This is a genomic window from Holtiella tumoricola, from assembly GCF_027857615.1.
Taxonomy (GTDB): domain Bacteria; phylum Bacillota; class Clostridia; order Lachnospirales; family Cellulosilyticaceae; genus Holtiella; species Holtiella tumoricola.
Genome location: NZ_JAQIFT010000021.1, coordinates 13,155 through 29,833 on the forward strand (window position 1 = coordinate 13,155; position 16,679 = coordinate 29,833).

The following is a 16,679-nucleotide window of genomic DNA, read 5'->3' on the forward strand; positions in this document are numbered from 1 at the left end:
AAAAACTACTTATTTACCCATGATCAGGTAAATAAGTAGTTTTTTATCTAGCATTCATAAATTCTATAATGGCTTCTACTGCAATATCTTGTTGTTCTTCACTTGTTATGGTTGCTACAGGGTCGCCTTTTTGCTGTCCGTAATTTCCAAATTGTGCATGGTTTCCCCCTTCAATTTCTACGATGTTTTCTGTATAATCTATATATTTTTCTAAATCTGAGTTATATGTACCATAGATCGTAAGGGTTTGATCTGGTGGGTAATCCCCATAAATATAAGCACCCAGTAATACCAAGCCTTTAACTTTATCTCTATTTTTTGAAGCATAATCACTTGCCATTGCGCCACCCATAGAATGACCACCTATATACCAGTTTTTGATTTCTGGTAGCTTATCAAATACTTCTTCAGCAGCATCTGCATCAAATATTGCCATATTAAGAGGCATTTTAACTAAAACACAGGTGATTCCATTTTCAGTTAATTTCTCTAATAGTGGCAAATAGGCTATATTCTCTACTTTTGCACCTGGATAGAAAATAAATCCCACATCACTTTTTTCTGGTGGTGATACAATGGTTAGGTTCTCATAAATTTCAACTCGGTCTTGCTGCTGCATGATTTGAATAGCGATTTCATCAGCTGGATAATAATCTGATGCGTAGATTAAAAAGCCTCCTATTGATAGTAAAATACCCATTACTAAAATGATTAAAATCGTTATTATATATTTTGTTTCTCTAGATTTGGTTTTTATCATATATTCTCCTTATAATATTCATTTATTAGGTACTTCTTTTAAATAAGATATATGATCATTGCTAAACTAAACATGATCATAAATCCAGCTATCATCAAGCTGAGCTTCTTAGAATAACCATATGGTGTTATTTTCCCCTTTTTGTCCAATCCTCTAATAATGGGGTAGAGTTTCCAATAAAATGAACCAATAGATAGTATTAGAGCCACTACACTCAGTATCTTGGTGAGTGAACTTCCCGTAAATAATATGACAAGAAGTAACACAATAAAGATTAGCTTTGTCCCTGCTACCCAATAGACTAAATATTTAACAAACTCATGCATATCTTTATCCTTTTTAGATTCCTCCCATCCATTAAATACAGCAACTCCATTGCCGAGTTTTGAGTCTGGCTTGAAATATAAAATGATTATATTGGATGTTTCTAATAGAATAAATACAATCATTACCAGTGATAAAATATCCATTTAATTTCTTCCCTTCATACCTATTTTTCGTTACACTTGTTCCTAATTTGACTGTATTATATAATTTAAAATAGCTGCAATCAATACTTTAAAGACTTGTGGTACAGGAGGATATAATATGTATCAGAAAAAGAGAGATAAACGGTCTATCCAGTCTAGTGATTGGATTTATGAAGCCTTAAAACAGCTTATGACTGAAAAAGACTACTCACAAATTACGATTACTGAAATTGTTAATACAGCTAATATTGGTAGAACCACCTTTTATCGAAACTTTGATTCCATAGACGATGTTTTAAGGCTCCGATGTCTAGATGCTTTTAGCCATTTCCGCGCTTACTGTATTGATTACTATCTTTTAAACCCTTTGGAGAGTAGAACTTTTCTTAAGCCTTTTCTCCGATACTGGTATGAGCATTCAGAGATTATAGAGCTCCTTGTAAAAGCCCATCGTGAAAACATCATTAAGGAATGCTTAGCTGCAGAAGTTGATTTTTTCATTCAATCTTCTACGATTAAAGAAAATGAAATTATTTGTACCCATCTCAATTATTTTATTGAAATGCGTATAGCAAATTGTATGAGTATTTTAACCGAGTGGATTAAAAACGGGAAAGATATTCCTCCTGATACATTAGCTGAAATCATTGAGTTACAAGTAAAAGAATCTTATAAATTCACCTTGTTTATATAATCTTTCTGATTTTTAATATTAGGTCTGTGTTCTAAACTTTTCTTATTGTGTTAGACAATTTTCAACTTTATATCTCCTTATAAATTGTCTAACACAATAAGGACCTTCTACTGTATATATCCTGTAATATATCCAATAGAAGGTCCTTATTAAAGTTGTATTTAAATTGACACCTATAGGATACCTAAAGGAATCCCTCTATGATACTTTCGTTCTCACTATAGGTAAATAGATATTTCTTAATAGTTCCCCTTGATTAAATACATTAAAAAAGGCATGTTCTACAAAATAAACTTTATCTGCAAACTCATACTCTTTTTCATATTGTTCCCATATACTTTTAACGATCGTTGGTAACTTATCTAATGACTCTAAAGTAGTTATAAGAAGTGCTTGAGGTAATGTACATGTAGATACATCTTCCGTGGTATCGTTTTCGTCACACAAATGGCCTATAATCATATCTGATAGATCTTCTCTATTTGTTAGAATCCAATTCTTACCTACTATCTTTAATTTTGAAATATGGTAAGTTCCTATTGTAGCATTTTTAGAGGCTGCCATTTTTTCTATATCACCCTTTTCATAATCAAATTGCCCTTTATGAAATTTGAATTTAACATCTTTAACAAGTGTAACTGCATTAGGATCTTGTTTATAATCCTCTAAAGCTTTTTGGAAATAACTAAGGAGCGTTTTTATATATGTCCAATAATTAATTCTTTGTGTTACTTTCTCAATTTGTTCATCTAGAAGTTCCCCATAAGAATCCCTATCTTTGCATTGTAGAAATCTTGGAATTTCTTGAATAGGTACCTCTATTGCTCGTAAAAATAAAGTAACATTTAAAATTTCAAGATCAGCAATAGAATAATATTTATAACCATTATGTTCATTTCTTTTGGGCACTAGAATGCCACTACTTTCATAATATCTCAAAGCATCTTTAGTCGTACCTAAAGCCTTGCAAACCTCTCCTATTTTATATCTAGGTTTAAAAAAGTATTCCTCTCTATCTAAAACCATCTACTATCCTTCCCTTCAGCATCTACTTTTCTCGCTCTAGGTCTAAACCCTACTTCTTGTAATTTCAATGGATAGTTATTGATAAACCTCTGCTTGACTTTTACATATATAAAAGTGATAAATATCACTTATTAATGCTCTAGATTCATCTAATTTGACTTCTATTTGATTATCTTCTAAGATTTGATTATTCATCAGAAGTTTATCTTCAATCATTGAAGTGATAATGAGTAGATTTTTGATACTATATTTACTCGCTTGCCCTTCCATTAAGAATTGGGCTTCTTTTTTCATTTCGTCAATTGTCGCTTGATACATATGAATAAGGTAATTATTATTATCTTCTAGGTTATAATGTAAAATCAGCTTATTAATAAGTGTTGCCATGACTAATCCTACAATAACAAAGATGATTCTATTTATGGTAAGCACCTGTATTTCTCCTGCTAAAGACGCCGCCCCAATAGCTAACGTTGTATACAAAATGCTTGTATATCTATATCTTGTAAAGTACATATTAATATATCCCACAAGTAATAGTAGTATAACCTTAGTCAAAGTATCTGTAAAAATACTAAATAGAATAAGTGCCAAAATACCGCCTGTAATTGTTGCAATGACTCTATCTTTAGATTTTTGTTTAGACACTTCATAAATAGGAACAACTAATGCAAGGATGGTAAATACCATCCATTTACCTTGCGCTAAATTAAAATACTGACTCATAAAGGTTGTCAGCGTGATTCCAATAGCTAAACGTGTAGCAAATGAAAACTTGACTGTATCTATCTTGATATATTTTTTGTTAAATAAGCACTGGTATCTTGTAGAAACCTCTTCCACATTCTTGACCAAGTTATATTTATCTTTATCTAACATATGCAGTTCTTGTAACGAGTCATTTAAAAAGGCTATGTTATAGCCCATCTCTACTGCAACCTGATCAGATACTTTTTCTTTATCATATTTACTTACTAAGTTTTTACCCAAATGATTGATTTGTTCTATTTTAGTTTTATCTTTAAAGACATCTTTTGCTAAATCTAAAAACTGATAGACATCTTCTACACATTCTTTTTGTAAATCTATATAATCCATCTTTTCTAAACTAAGAGCTATTTTTTCTAAGGCAACAGATAAACTAAGCTTAATTCTTGCTTCTTCTGTCAGATGCAGTTCATCTTTCCTTCTATCAGATATCATTTTTCTAAGCTCTCGCAATAATCCTGCGATTTCATCTTCGCTATCTGATATCCCCTTTCTCATATCTTCAATTTTCTTCATAAGGCTTTGAATAACTTGTTCTATGAGTTTATCCCCTGCTTGAGTTAATTTATTTCTATTTACAAGGATCTGTACAAGCATAATAATTAATGCACCTACAACAAGAGCAAGTAATCTCTTTGGTAATTGATTAAGAGTGATAGGTGTAAATAAAATAAATAAATACTGTAATATAAAAGGCATATATATTGGTTTTTTCAAATCATAAAGTAATGAATGTCCCAGTATAAAAATGAGTACTAAATTAATCGGTATCGCTAACCACAAATTGCTTGTAGCAATAAATGCAGCAATTCCCATTACTAGATTAAGTCCTACTAACTGTAAAGTATGTTTAACAGGATGTACGGTCAAGTCCCTTTCTAAAAGCATCAACATTAACGCAACAGACATGACACCAATTAATAGATTTTCATCTCCAAAGATCCCATTAAAGAGCATAATAGGGATGACGATTCCAATAAATGTTATTGTTTTGGATATAATATATTTTATATTCAAATCTATGCACTCCTTTTCTATTATTTCTATATTTTTCACATTAAACACCATCATACACCAGGGTGTTCCCCCCTAGTCAATTCATATTTAAATTTTCTATTTATTTTAAAATAATACAGATTAACTCGGATTAGTCATTCTTTCATTTTCTCTATTGACAATTAATTTTTATAAGAGTAGTATGTCTCACTGATAAACGACGTTGCTTATACACTTACAAAATTTACTTGAATTATAGAAATTAGAAAGGGATTCTCATGAAAGATCGTGCAAAAAATTTAATTCATTCTGAAGTATTTCCTGGTGTGCTACTTATCTTGGCAACATTGGTATCATTAGTATTAGCTAATGGTCCTTTAGCTATTCCGTATGAGCATCTACTTAGCGAGATAAAATTATTCAATCACTTTGACCTACATATGTTCGTTAATGATTTTTTAATGGCCATATTCTTTTTGTTTGTAGGACTTGAAATAAAAGAAGAAATCTTATATGGACACTTATCTAGTCTGAAAAAAGCTTCTTTTCCTGTAATTGCAGCTCTTGGCGGTGTTATTGTGCCTGCTATTATATTTATGGTATTTAATATAGGAACACCTTTTGAACGTGGTATTGGCGTGCCTATATCAACAGATATCGCTTTTGCTATTGGTGTATTTATGTTGTTACAAAACAAATTAAATCCTTCACTCAAAATATTCTTATTATCATTAGCAGTCGTTGATGATTTAATCTCTATATTCGTAATAGGTATTGTCTATTCTTCAACCATTCATTATAGCTTTTTCTTTGCAGCACTTATTCTTGTAGGTCTATTATTTATAATGAATCATATCTTTAAAGTTAATAAAATTACACCTTATTTATTAATAGGATTAGTCATATGGTTCTTAATCTATGCCAGTGGCGTGCACGCTACAATAAGCGGGGTACTATTAGCTATGACTATTCCTACACATATATTAAAAAAAGAAAAAGAATCCATGTCCCATAAGTTAGAACATATTCTTAACCCTATGTGTAATCTATTGATACTACCCCTATTTGCATTAGTTAATACAGCTATACGATTAAGCAGCAATCTTGATTTTAATTCTGCTGGTACATTAGCACTCGGTACAATTGTAGCCTTATCAGTGGGTAAGCCTCTGGGTATTATGTTGTTTACTTTTGTTGCTTCTAAGCTAGGCCTAACAGAAAAACCACAAGGTTCTACTTGGACGTCTATATTCTCAGTTTCTTTACTTGCAGGTATAGGATTCACTATGGCCATATTCGTAGCTGAAATAGCATTTCGCTCTACACCACAATTTATTAATATAGCCAAGATATCTATCCTTATAGCTTCTATTCTCTCTATCTTCACCACTTATATAGTTGCTACGTTTACCAGCAAGAAGGAATATAGCAGCAAGAAAAACCTGCTTACTCAAACCTCTCTTTTGGAATCTAATGAAGCAGCATAATATCTTGAACCACAAAAAAACGTATAGCACTAGATCAACGCTCTAATGCTATACGTTTTTTGTCTCTCTCTATCAGCTCATCGTATCATGAGCTACCTTTTTATCTTTGTACATATTATCATCAGCCTTTTTTAATAGTTCTCGCAGTGTACATCCTGGATAATCTATATCTAAGGCATATCCACTTGCATAACTTATAGCTACTCTAGAATCTTTTTCATTATATTTTGCTACAGCTTGCGCAATATCATGTAAGGCTTGATCTATAGATTGCTTATTTTCCTCTTTGATAACAGCAATAAATTCATCTCCACCATACCGGCCTACAAAATTTCGACTGGCTATATTGCTTCTTACTATATGAGCAAATTCTGCAATTAATAGATCACCTGTTTCGTGTCCGAATAGATCATTGGCTTGCTTGAGTCCATTCAAGTCAAACATAATAATTCCAAGTGGCCCTTGTATCACTTCATTTTCTTCTAGTATCTCATTACAACGACTTTTATTAGATAGCCCTGTATGCATATCTATATTGGCTTTTTGATTGATTTCATTAATGGAGATATAACCCATAGTAATAATATAAATCAAAACTGCTATAAGTGCACATAAAATGCCAGAGGAATTTCCCTGAATATAATAAACTAACAGATCTAGAATTGCACCTACTGCACATAGTAAAAGACATGCATAGAGTATTTTTGCTTTTTTAGTTATACGTACTTTTTTCCCTTCATAGATAGCCGCTCCCACAATGGTTACCACAATCACCCCAACGACTATATGGGTAATCCATAGTGTTTCTCGCAAATCTGCAATATTTGTCATTTGCAGTATCATAATAATCAGTGCCGCTGTACATGCAAGTACACTAATCCATTCTAATAAACTATAAGATTTCTTTAAAAATTGCTTTTTGATACTTAGCATCCAGGGTGCCACACCCACGGCGAGCATGCTTATAGAAATATAAGATAACACCAGAGGATTTTGAGGAAACATGAGTGAGGCAAAACGTATATCTGTCAGCTTCCAAAGTCCTATAGCAAAAGAAAAGATACCCAAATAAGTCAAGTTTGCATTCTCTTTCCCTCTATGTTTATGAAACATGGAAATAATAATAAAAACACTTCCTATTCCTATTGCAAGCAGACTTAATACAATCTGTGGGAGATCATTTTTCAACTGATCAAAATATATCCTAAATTTAGAGCCTACATAAAAGTTTACCGATCTATTGCGAACAACCTCATAAGCCGGCGTAATTGTTACACATATTTCTTTTCCCTCATCCTCTGGATAAAGCGGTATCATAATCCAGTTACTTGCAGTTGTTTTCCCTATTTTATTATCATCTCTTAACTTCAGATGATACATCAACTCTCCATCAAAATAAACTTCTACATATTGATGTACGACATAAAATGCCAAGCAATTTTCACCTGGCGAAATGGCTCCTTGTACCCATCTATACTCCCTCTTCATCCCTAGAGGGGTATCTTCTGCTATCACCATACGACTTTCGGTCTCTTGCATAACTGCATAGTCAGCATTAGACCTTGCCATATATACCTCTATATTTTGAGAAATTGATATACCTATTAAAAAAAGCACTGTGATCCCTATCACCGTAGCATAAAGTACTCTGGCGATCTTATCTGGTCCCACTTTACCTATCTTTCCATTCAGCCCTTTTCTTTTCATGGTTTTAGTTATATGTATACCTTTCTATATTAGTACAATTTTTTCTCTTCTATTTTATCAGAAATTTTTTAAAAAGCAACTAAGCTCCAACAAGATATATCAACATAAAAGAACCTATTCTGAGCTACAGAAAATTTACTCAGGTAAATCAAAATAGATGTCATATTATTTTAAAAGATGCAAAAAAATACCCATACTCCAATATTTTAGAGTATAGGTATTCTCATTAGATTAATATTTCATTATTAGAGAGTCGTTCTCTAAGATCAATTACTTTTTCTTCTATAAGTTTGGCTGTCTTGATGAATTCTTCATCAGTTTTTCCTGATGGATCTTCAAGTCCCCAATCCTCTCTATATCTAGATGGCAATGATGGACACGCCACATTACACCCCATAGTAATAACTACATCTACTTCAGGAATATCATTTAGCAATTTACTTTTTTGTGTCTCATTCATATCGATATTGTGTAAATCCTTAATAATTCTTACAGCATCTTGATTAATTTGTGGGCGTAATTCTGTCCCTGCTGAATAACTTTCAAATGTATCTGAAGCAAGGTGTTTTCCTAGTGCCTCTGCCATTTGAGATCTACAAGAATTATGAACACATATAAATGCAACTTTTACTTTACTCATTAGTTTATATTCTCCTCTTTATCAAACCATCCTCTGGTATTGTTTGCAATTTTAACTAAAATTAACATAACAGGTACTTCTACAAGTACCCCTACAATAGTAGCTAGTGCTACTGGTGACTGAGCACCAAATACAGCTATAGCTACGGCTACGGCTAATTCAAAGAAATTACTTGCTCCTATCATTCCTGCTGGTGCCGCAACACTATGCTCTAACTTCCATACTTTGGCCCAACCATAGGCAATAAAGAATATAAGGAATGTCTGAATAATTAATGGGATTGCAATTAATACAATGTGAAGTGGATTGCCTAATATCACATCGCCTTGGAATGAGAAGATAATAGTAAGTGTCAATAATAAGCCTATTATCGTTACATTGCTAAATTTTTTAATAAAAACATTCTCTAAGTAATCTTCACCCTTATGCTTAATCACTAAGTGTCTTGTAATCATACCTCCTGCAAGTGGAATGACTACGAATAATACAACTGATAAGAAGAGCGTTGCCCATGGAATGCTGATTCCTCCTATCCCAAGTAAAAATCCTACAATAGGCACAAATGCTATTAAAATGATGAGGTCATTTGTAGCTACCTGTACAAGTGTATAAGCCGGGTTACCTTTCGTTAAATGACTCCATACAAAGACCATAGCTGTACATGGTGCTGCTCCTAGAAGAACCGCTCCTGCTAAGTAATCTCTTGCTAAATCTGGTGGTATAGCACCTTTAAAAATAACATAAAGGAATATAAAAGCAATACCATACATAGTGAAAGGTTTAATAAGCCAGTTAGTCACCCATGTCACTACAAGTCCCTTAGGATTCTTCCCTACATTTACAATACTCTTAAAATCAACCTTGAGCATCATCGGATAAATCATTAACCAAATTAAAATTGCAATTGGAATAGATACATTGGCATACTCCATCTTATTCAAAAATTCTGGTATAATTGGTAAAAACTTAGAAATAAGCACACCTACTACCATACATAGAATAACCCATATCGTAAGATACTTCTCAAAAAATCCAATTCCCTCCGTTTTATTCTTTTTATCAGTACTCATTTTTCCCCCTCCTAGTCTTAAAATCCTTGTTTATTTCATCTAATGCTTTCGAAGATTCATAGAGATACTCATTGATACTTCTAGGACTACCATGAACTACCACAATTTCTGATGCACCATGTTTAAAATTTAAAGATTGTGGCAGTTCTCTAAGGTATGACCTATTTTCTCTCTCTAATATCTTCTAAAACACTCCTTAGTGCATCAATATTGCTATAAATATCTCCTATTACTGTAAATCTCATATATTATTCCTCTGTGTCTTTATCCCTACTTTAATAAACTTAATAACTTTTCATTCTTAATATCATCCATTTTCCAATCTATAATAGCAAAGTTTCCATTTGAAATCTCATTGACTTTATTAATCCATGCAACCTCATGACTTGCCTTCGCTTTCAAGACTGTATTTGTTGTATGGGTAGCATACAAACTTGAGTTAATCACCCACCAATTGCTGTAAATATTAGCTCTTTTTAAATCAGTTTCTAAACGTAGTGCTTCATAAACAGGAGTTGCCTCCGCCAACGTCACAATAATAACCTCTGTATGCTCCTTATTACGAAGCTTAGGTAACAATTGTTTAACTGATTCTGGGATATCCCCCTGTGAACGTTTAATCTCTTTATGGTAGCTCTGAGTAGAATCAAGCAAGAGTAATGTATGACCTGTAGGGGCTGTATCAATAACAACTACTTCATTTTCAGATCGTTCAACAATCTGAGCAAAAGCCCTAAATATAGCAATTTCTTGAGTACAAGGAGACCTTAGATCCTCTTCAATATACTCTATATCTTCTTCACTCATTGTCTCACGAGCCTTACTGAGCACTTCTTTTTTGTACTTTGCCAGTTCTTCTTTTTCATCTATTCTACTAAGTGTAATGTCCTTATTATCTTGTAATACAAATTTCAAATGGGCAGCAGGGTCTGTTGTTGTTAGATGAACTTTTTTACCTTTTTGTGCTAATCCTAGTGCAATAGCAGCAGCAATCGTCGTCTTTCCAACTCCACCTTTTCCCATAGTAAAAATAACTTTTTTATTGGAAGTCGCTAAATCTTCTACGATATCTTTTAAGCCGAGCATATCCTTAACTTGTAATGCTTCTGTTCCAAACTTAATATGCTCATCTGTTAGAAGTGCTCTTACATTCTCAATACCAGTTACATTATACGGTCTTAGAGGAATTTCAAATCTATTAAGTTTTCTTAAATCTTTTGGCATATCATTTAAGGCTTTTTGTTGTTTTGATGCAATGTGTCTTGAAAGTGAATCATTTGCTTTCTGTAAGACCCCATTTATAATGAGTATCTGATTATTAACACCTATCTCTTTCAATTCCCTAGAAGCTCTTTCAGCTTCTTTTAAAGGGGTATCCTCAGGTCTTGCTACTAAAACAAGTGTAGTTCTTTGTGGATTTGCAAGTGTTTCTACTGCCCGCTTATACACTTCTTTTTTACTTTCTAGTCCTGCTAATTGACCAAGACAAGATGCTCCATGTGTATTCTCACTAATAAAGTTACTCCAAGCCGCTGGAAGTTGTAGCATCCTAAGAGTATGGCCTGTAGGAGCTGTATCAAATAAGATATGGTCAAATTCCTTCTCCACTTTTTCATCTGTAATGAAATTAGAAAACTCATTAAAAGCAGCTATTTCAACAGTACAAGACCCAGAAAGTTGTTCCTCCATATTGATAATAACAGATTCAGGAAGCTTCTCCTTATAAGGTGCTATAACACTGTCACGGTACTCTTTTGCAGCATCTTCAGGATTAAAATTAGCTACAATAAGATTTGGCACCTCTTTAATAGGCGTCCCTTTATTATCCAGATCCGTAGAAAAAACATCTTGTAAATTAGATGCTGGATCTGTGCTCACAAGCATAATCTTCTTTCCTTGATCTGCTAAACGAATAGCAGTAGCACAAGCTGTAGAAGTTTTACCAACTCCACCTTTTCCCGTAAAAAATAGGTACTTTGTAAGCTTAAGGCCATTAGGATCAAACATTTTAACAACCCCCACCTTTACAATTGCATCCTTTAGATGCTTTTTGTACAGTAGCTTTTTTGACAACTGGTGCTAGATAGCTTTCAGGGACTCCTAAGTAATGGCTAAACTCTTCATTAGATAAATATCCCCCCATTTTAATCACTTCATCTCCTATTAAAGTTGCTGGTAAAACGCTTACTCCATATTGGTTTAAAAGGTGATTAATGGTTTGGTTGTGTATAAAAGCTTCTGGATTATGGCTTAAATTGTAACGTTCTATATTAATGCCATTTTGTTTCAAATTACTTAATACCGTTGAAACTCTTAAAAGTTCAGGATCCACTCCTGGCCCACATAACCCAGTTGAACAACACATTGTAGGATCAAAAATAATCATTTTTTTCATTTTACTGCCTCCTATTATTTGCATTCAGTATTCTTTTCATGATTACAGCTTTTACATATACAATCTTCAGTAGGTGTTATAATTTGCATAAGAGCTAAAATACTTCTATTTGCTTGTGCAATATCTAGTGAATATTTAGTCCAAGTGCCTTCTTTTCTACTCGTAACAAGACCACACTCCATTAATATTTTCATATGATGCGAAAGTGTAGGCTGTGTAAAATCAAACTTCTCCAAAATCGTGCAAGCACACTCTTCCCCACAAGAAAGAATGTCTATAATCTTAAGTCTATTAGGATCTGCTAATGCTTTAAGTATCTTAGAACTTTCTTCGTAATTTTGATTCATACTTACCTCCTTTTAAAACATATATAGATAATCTTCTATATACAATTATAGATATACATCTATATAAATACAAGTTTTATTTTGATTTTATATAGTTCTATTAACAGTATATATCAATAATCATCTATATATACCTAGTTTATTCTATTTATTTCAAGCTGTGAATGTCCTCAAAAAAAATATGCCATCTAGAGATGGCATATACTCATTTTAATAACCTAATAATTCTATCACTTTACTTGCAATCTTTCGTTCTATCCCCTTAGATGGATAACTATGAATATGAATAGCCGGATTAAAGTTTAGTTCAATAATAGCATACTTATTATCTTCACACTTATAATCTTCTATCATCATGTCTACACCACATATTCTAGCTCCTATTGCCTTAGCTGATTCTACTGCTATTCTCTTATAATAGTCTGGAATCACATCTGTATAGTCAATACTGTCTCCTCCTGTACTGATATTAGAGTTTTCTCTCAAGTATATAACTTCCCCCTTACTTGGGATACTTTCAAAGTTCATCCCTCTTTGCTTCAGAAATAGCCCTGCACTCTCATCTAAATTTATTTTTTCTAGCGGTGTCTTGTATCCTTTACCTCTAAGAGGATTTTGATTTTTAATTTCTACTAGTTCCCCTATAGAATGCAAACCATCTCCTTTAACATTAGCCGGTACACGATGTAAAATTCCTACTACCTGATCATCTACTACCAAGAATCGATATTCTTTCCCTGCTATAAACTCCTCTATCAGAACTGTTTGATCATGAAGAAAAGCAATGCGGACTGCTTGCTCTAAATCATCTTTAACTCCTCCTTCTGGGAAAATGCTAATACCTATACCAAAGTTAGTAGATTTAGGCTTAATTACAATAGGTTTATTGACAAAACCTTGAATAGCTTGCAATGCTTGTTCTAAACTGTCAAAACATGTGCCTTTTGGTACCTTAATTCCTTGTCTATCTAGTACCTCTTTCGTTACTGTTTTATTTTCCATCATCAGAACTGTTACATAGTTATCTTTAGAAGTCTTGGTCGCCTGTTTAACGTATTGAATATTCGTACCTTTTTCTAATCGGATAAAGTTTTCCTGTCTATCTACTATCTCGGCCTTAATACCTCTTGTAATAGCTTCTTTCATAAGAATCTGAGTAGACAGTTCTAAATCCTCATACCCTCTTAGCTTATAGCGATTATTATATGCTTCTTGCTTATATTGTTTAGCTAAATCTAAATGAGCTTCTATATAGCCCTTTTTCTTAACAGCTCCTATAATCTGATAAGCATAAGTTTGTCTATAATCCTTTATCTTTATCATCATTTGGTCTATCAGTACTTCTTGCCCAAGATCTAGTACTTTATCGATTTCTTTAATTTGCTCAAGAATTTCAATACCCCAAGTTTCTTTTTGAATCGATTCTCCATCTTTTAAGAGTGTTATATTCTTTTGGCCAAATCGAGCTATACTTCTTTGATTTTGAAGAGCTTCTTCTTGCCAATTGACATATTCACTCTCTTCTTTAAACAATAAGAAAAGATTGAAAAGATGCATAAAGTAAAGGTCATCTTTCTTAATTCCTGCTTTATCAAATGGATTAATATCTATACTTCTATACTCCAGATAAGCAATACCTTCTTCTTGTAATGATTCTAGAAACACTTTATTATTATGAGCTTTAAGTCTAATTTGGCTATATAGCTCCTTTGGACTTTCAATTAAGCTTTCTTCTATAAATGCTTTTACACTGACTATATATTTCTCTACGCTGTCATAATTGGGAAAGAGTTCGACTTTATTAGTATAGCCGCATTCACTATTGCGATATGACAAGGCCCCTTTGTTGCTGTAACTCTCCTCATTCACCTCTTCTAGTTGTTTAACACATTCTTCTACATAGCTTTCATGAATGACACTCGTACTTCCTAGTAAATAAATAAGCAACCATCTATAACGCAAATAATTTCTAGCCACCTTTAAATAGAGTTCATCCCGAAACGCTCTATAACTTTTATCTGTTGTAGCTTTTTTATAGAGTTCTTTAATAAGTTCTTCATCAAATGAGAAGTTATAATGAATACCTGATAGTAATTGCTTTTTCCCACCATACTTAGCTAATAATTTTTTTCGATAATTATAAGCTTCTTGCCCAGGTTTACATTCACAAAAAGTAGCAAGTGGAATTTCATTATCTTCCGGAATAATACATGGCATAGACTGAGGCCATATATATTCATCTTTAATTTCCATAGCCACGATATCATAAAGCCCCTCTAAAAATGCATACGTCTCATCTATTGATTGAAAAACAGGTGTTATTAGTTCAACTTGACTCTCTGAGAAGTCCGTTGTGATATAAGGATTAAGAAGTTTCTCTCCAAATACCTCTGGATGAGGTGTATAAACCAAATGTCCCTTGTCATCACATCTTAGCCCCTCTCTCTCTACTCCAAAGTTTCCTCTAAAAAAGTTGCGTGTATTAAATACTTGTTGGATTTGTTTCATCATTTTGATACCTCGTTTGTACTTTTATTTTATAAAATAAGTAGGCTACTCCACCTTTTAATAAACTAGAAAACGTAATGCTCCACCATATACCATTGATCCCCCAAATTTGTATAAGCATAAGTGCCATAGGTATACGAAGTACCGTAAATGCAATACTAATATTAGCAGATACTTTAGGTATACCTATTCCAGTAAACAATCCATTTGTAATCATTTCTAGTGCACTAAATACCTGGGAAAGGGCAATAATACGTAAATAACTACTTGCAATCTCTATTGTACTTGGTTCATTAATAAAAAGTTTTACAATAGCATTAGGTATCAGGAGGAATACTATTGTTGTTATGAAGGCATAAATACCGCCTATTCCTAACGCTGTCCTGTATCCTTTATGAATCCTATCATATTGCTTCGCCCCAAAATTTTGCCCCGTAAAACTCGCTACAGCTCCATTTAACCCACCTATAATCATATAGGTTACTGCTTCAATTTGTACACCTATCTTCTGAGCTGCTATAGCCTCTGATCCAAAAACTGCTATAATTCTTGCAAGTACAATATTAACTAGGGTAAACAGTATTCTTTGAAAAGCCATTGGAAAACCAAGTTTTATAATCTCTTTAATTTTTTCATAGGCTATCCCTACTTTTTTATCAAAGAAAAGTAGATTTTTCCCTTTATATAAAAATAGGAAGAACATAACAGCATTAGCAATAAGTGTTGCAACAGCCGTTCCTAAAACGCCCATTTTTAATCCATATATTAATAAAGGATCTAAAATAATATTGATCATAATTCCAATTGCACTAATTTTAAAAGCTTCTTTATTGTTCCCAAAACTCCCTAGTAATCTAGTAAAAAGTATATTAAAGAAAGCAAAGAACAGCATAGGTGCACTATAAGCTAAATAAAGATATGCATTTTTTTCTACGTTCATATTTCCAAGCTGTAGAAAACTAATGAAGTTCTTTCCTAATACAATCAAAATAATGGCATAAATAAATCCTATAATGGCATTCAGTGCTAAACTAGCATTGATATAGGCCTTTGTCTCTTGCTCATCTTGCTTTCCTATTGCATGAGCTACCTTTATACCACCACCAATAACAACTAAGGCATTAATAGAGTATCCAAGTCCAATAAAGAAGCTAGATGACCCAATACTGGCAACAGCATCTGTTCCCAGTCTCCCTACCCATAACATATCTACTAGGTTATAGGCAAACTGAAGAAGAGAACCACCCATAATAGGCAGAGCAAGTGCAGTTAATACTTTTAATACATTTCCTTTTGTTAAATCTGTCTTTTTCATTTTGTCTCCAGATTGATTTAAATTTTATATTTTTAGTATGTCAGGATTATTTAAAACTATTAAAAGGTCAGTTGAGCCTCTTAAGCCAACTGACCTATGCATTACTGCACCTTTCAATATAATTGATAATTTGATCCGGTGTAAGTAATTTTCCATATGATAGCGCTTTACTTGTTATATCTACTCCTACTATCGATAGCATCCATCCTATGACACTATTTAGCCATTGCATCCCTAAAATCTGATCTTGAATGAATTCCCATACTGCTATAACCCCATTCATTCGCTATTCCTCCTTATTGCTTATTATTGATCAAATTTTCTCTAATATTTCCCAACATATAGATGATTATCTATATCAACCTTAACATTCATATAGATGATTGTCAATATGTTTTGTATTTTCATTTCATCCTCTATTTCTCCTCAAGTTATTTTTGTGTTATTTATAGATAATCATCTATAAATAACATTCTCAATTCACACTGTTTCAAGA

Annotated in this window: 15 protein-coding genes; 2 read left to right on the plus strand and 13 right to left on the minus strand. The window is 32.8% G+C overall.

Annotation, left to right across the window (positions count from 1 at the left end; all coding sequences use genetic code 11):
- Window positions 1–43 precede the first annotated feature (43 nt).
- Together PBV87_RS05695 and PBV87_RS05700 are read right to left on the minus strand one after the other, a co-directional pair.
- On the minus strand, window positions 44–760 hold the full coding sequence (locus PBV87_RS05695; RefSeq protein ID WP_271011462.1) for an alpha/beta fold hydrolase: 717 nt from the start codon (window positions 758–760) through the stop codon (window positions 44–46).
- A 38-nt stretch (window positions 761–798) separates the two neighbouring features.
- Entirely contained in the window at window positions 799–1,209 is a 411-nt protein-coding gene (locus tag PBV87_RS05700) for a hypothetical protein (RefSeq protein ID WP_271011463.1), read from the minus strand.
- Window positions 1,210–1,348: 139 nt separating this feature from the next.
- Here PBV87_RS05700 and PBV87_RS05705 point away from each other — a divergent pair, with 139 nt between their 5' ends.
- Complete coding sequence (locus PBV87_RS05705) at window positions 1,349–1,924, plus strand: TetR/AcrR family transcriptional regulator (RefSeq protein WP_271011464.1); 576 nt, start codon at window positions 1,349–1,351, stop codon at window positions 1,922–1,924.
- A 198-nt stretch (window positions 1,925–2,122) separates the two neighbouring features.
- Here the strand turns inward: PBV87_RS05705 and PBV87_RS05710 are convergent, their stop codons facing one another.
- Both PBV87_RS05710 and PBV87_RS05715 read right to left on the minus strand, forming a co-directional pair.
- Window positions 2,123–2,950 carry a MerR family transcriptional regulator gene (locus tag PBV87_RS05710; RefSeq protein ID WP_271011465.1) on the minus strand — a complete coding sequence of 276 codons (828 nt, stop codon included), beginning with the start codon at window positions 2,948–2,950 and terminating at the stop codon, window positions 2,123–2,125.
- Window positions 2,951–3,025: 75 nt separating this feature from the next.
- On the minus strand, window positions 3,026–4,735 hold the full coding sequence (locus PBV87_RS05715; protein ID WP_271011466.1) for an FUSC family protein: 1,710 nt from the start codon (window positions 4,733–4,735) through the stop codon (window positions 3,026–3,028).
- A gap of 257 nt (window positions 4,736–4,992) precedes the next feature.
- Here PBV87_RS05715 and nhaA point away from each other — a divergent pair, with 257 nt between their 5' ends.
- A complete protein-coding gene (gene nhaA / locus PBV87_RS05720; RefSeq protein WP_271011467.1) occupies window positions 4,993–6,201 on the plus strand; it encodes a Na+/H+ antiporter NhaA in 1,209 nt (402 codons plus the stop codon).
- Between the two features lie 72 nt (window positions 6,202–6,273).
- On the opposite strand, the gene PBV87_RS05725 is transcribed toward nhaA, so the two are convergent.
- The 9 genes from PBV87_RS05725 to PBV87_RS05765 all read right to left on the minus strand — a co-directional run bounded on the left by PBV87_RS05725 (window position 6,274) and on the right by PBV87_RS05765 (window position 16,466).
- Entirely contained in the window at window positions 6,274–7,908 is a 1,635-nt protein-coding gene (locus PBV87_RS05725; protein WP_271011468.1) for a GGDEF domain-containing protein, read from the minus strand.
- A gap of 226 nt (window positions 7,909–8,134) precedes the next feature.
- Window positions 8,135–8,548: an arsenate reductase ArsC gene (locus PBV87_RS05730; RefSeq protein ID WP_271011469.1), complete on the minus strand. Its 414-nt coding sequence runs from the start codon at window positions 8,546–8,548 to the stop codon at window positions 8,135–8,137.
- The gene (gene arsB, locus PBV87_RS05735; RefSeq protein ID WP_271011470.1) at window positions 8,548–9,618 is read right to left on the minus strand and encodes an ACR3 family arsenite efflux transporter; all 1,071 of its coding nucleotides are present in this window, start codon (window positions 9,616–9,618) and stop codon (window positions 8,548–8,550) included. Before arsB ends, PBV87_RS05730 begins: the two co-directional genes overlap by 1 nt.
- A gap of 270 nt (window positions 9,619–9,888) precedes the next feature.
- On the minus strand, window positions 9,889–11,625 hold the full coding sequence (gene arsA / locus PBV87_RS05740) for an arsenical pump-driving ATPase (RefSeq protein ID WP_271011471.1): 1,737 nt from the start codon (window positions 11,623–11,625) through the stop codon (window positions 9,889–9,891).
- A gap of 1 nt (window position 11,626) precedes the next feature.
- Entirely contained in the window at window positions 11,627–12,013 is a 387-nt protein-coding gene (gene arsD / locus PBV87_RS05745; RefSeq protein ID WP_271011472.1) for an arsenite efflux transporter metallochaperone ArsD, read from the minus strand.
- 14 nt (window positions 12,014–12,027) lie between these two features.
- Window positions 12,028–12,360 carry an ArsR/SmtB family transcription factor gene (locus tag PBV87_RS05750; protein ID WP_271011473.1) on the minus strand — a complete coding sequence of 111 codons (333 nt, stop codon included), beginning with the start codon at window positions 12,358–12,360 and terminating at the stop codon, window positions 12,028–12,030.
- 210 nt (window positions 12,361–12,570) lie between these two features.
- Window positions 12,571–14,871: a bifunctional glutamate--cysteine ligase GshA/glutathione synthetase GshB gene (gene gshAB, locus PBV87_RS05755; RefSeq protein ID WP_271011474.1), complete on the minus strand. Its 2,301-nt coding sequence runs from the start codon at window positions 14,869–14,871 to the stop codon at window positions 12,571–12,573.
- Window positions 14,843–16,183, minus strand: a complete 1,341-nt coding sequence (locus PBV87_RS05760) for an MATE family efflux transporter (protein WP_271011475.1) — start codon at window positions 16,181–16,183, stop codon at window positions 14,843–14,845. Before PBV87_RS05760 ends, gshAB begins: the two co-directional genes overlap by 29 nt.
- Before the next feature lie 94 nt (window positions 16,184–16,277).
- Window positions 16,278–16,466, minus strand: coding sequence for a hypothetical protein (locus PBV87_RS05765; protein WP_271011476.1), 189 nt, complete (start codon window positions 16,464–16,466; stop codon window positions 16,278–16,280).
- Window positions 16,467–16,679: the final 213 nt, after the last annotated feature.

Excerpts from the sequence above, each read along its gene's own strand:
- PBV87_RS05705 (WP_271011464.1), top strand. The coding sequence starts at position 1,349 with ATGTATCAGAAAAAGAGAGATAAACGGTCTATCCAGTCTAGTGATTGG.
- PBV87_RS05725 (WP_271011468.1), bottom strand. The coding sequence starts at position 7,908 with ATGAAAAGAAAAGGGCTGAATGGAAAGATAGGTAAAGTGGGACCAGAT.
- PBV87_RS05695 (WP_271011462.1), bottom strand. The coding sequence starts at position 760 with ATGATAAAAACCAAATCTAGAGAAACAAAATATATAATAACGATTTTA.
- PBV87_RS05710 (WP_271011465.1), bottom strand. The coding sequence starts at position 2,950 with ATGGTTTTAGATAGAGAGGAATACTTTTTTAAACCTAGATATAAAATA.
- PBV87_RS05700 (WP_271011463.1), bottom strand. The coding sequence starts at position 1,209 with ATGATTGTATTTATTCTATTAGAAACATCCAATATAATCATTTTATAT.
- gshAB (WP_271011474.1), bottom strand. The coding sequence starts at position 14,871 with ATGATGAAACAAATCCAACAAGTATTTAATACACGCAACTTTTTTAGA.
- PBV87_RS05760 (WP_271011475.1), bottom strand. The coding sequence starts at position 16,183 with ATGAAAAAGACAGATTTAACAAAAGGAAATGTATTAAAAGTATTAACT.
- PBV87_RS05730 (WP_271011469.1), bottom strand. The coding sequence starts at position 8,548 with ATGAGTAAAGTAAAAGTTGCATTTATATGTGTTCATAATTCTTGTAGA.
- arsA (WP_271011471.1), bottom strand. The coding sequence starts at position 11,625 with ATGTTTGATCCTAATGGCCTTAAGCTTACAAAGTACCTATTTTTTACG.
- PBV87_RS05765 (WP_271011476.1), bottom strand. The coding sequence starts at position 16,466 with ATGAATGGGGTTATAGCAGTATGGGAATTCATTCAAGATCAGATTTTA.
- arsD (WP_271011472.1), bottom strand. The coding sequence starts at position 12,013 with ATGAAAAAAATGATTATTTTTGATCCTACAATGTGTTGTTCAACTGGG.
- nhaA (WP_271011467.1), top strand. The coding sequence starts at position 4,993 with ATGAAAGATCGTGCAAAAAATTTAATTCATTCTGAAGTATTTCCTGGT.
- arsB (WP_271011470.1), bottom strand. The coding sequence starts at position 9,618 with ATGAGTACTGATAAAAAGAATAAAACGGAGGGAATTGGATTTTTTGAG.
- PBV87_RS05750 (WP_271011473.1), bottom strand. The coding sequence starts at position 12,360 with ATGAATCAAAATTACGAAGAAAGTTCTAAGATACTTAAAGCATTAGCA.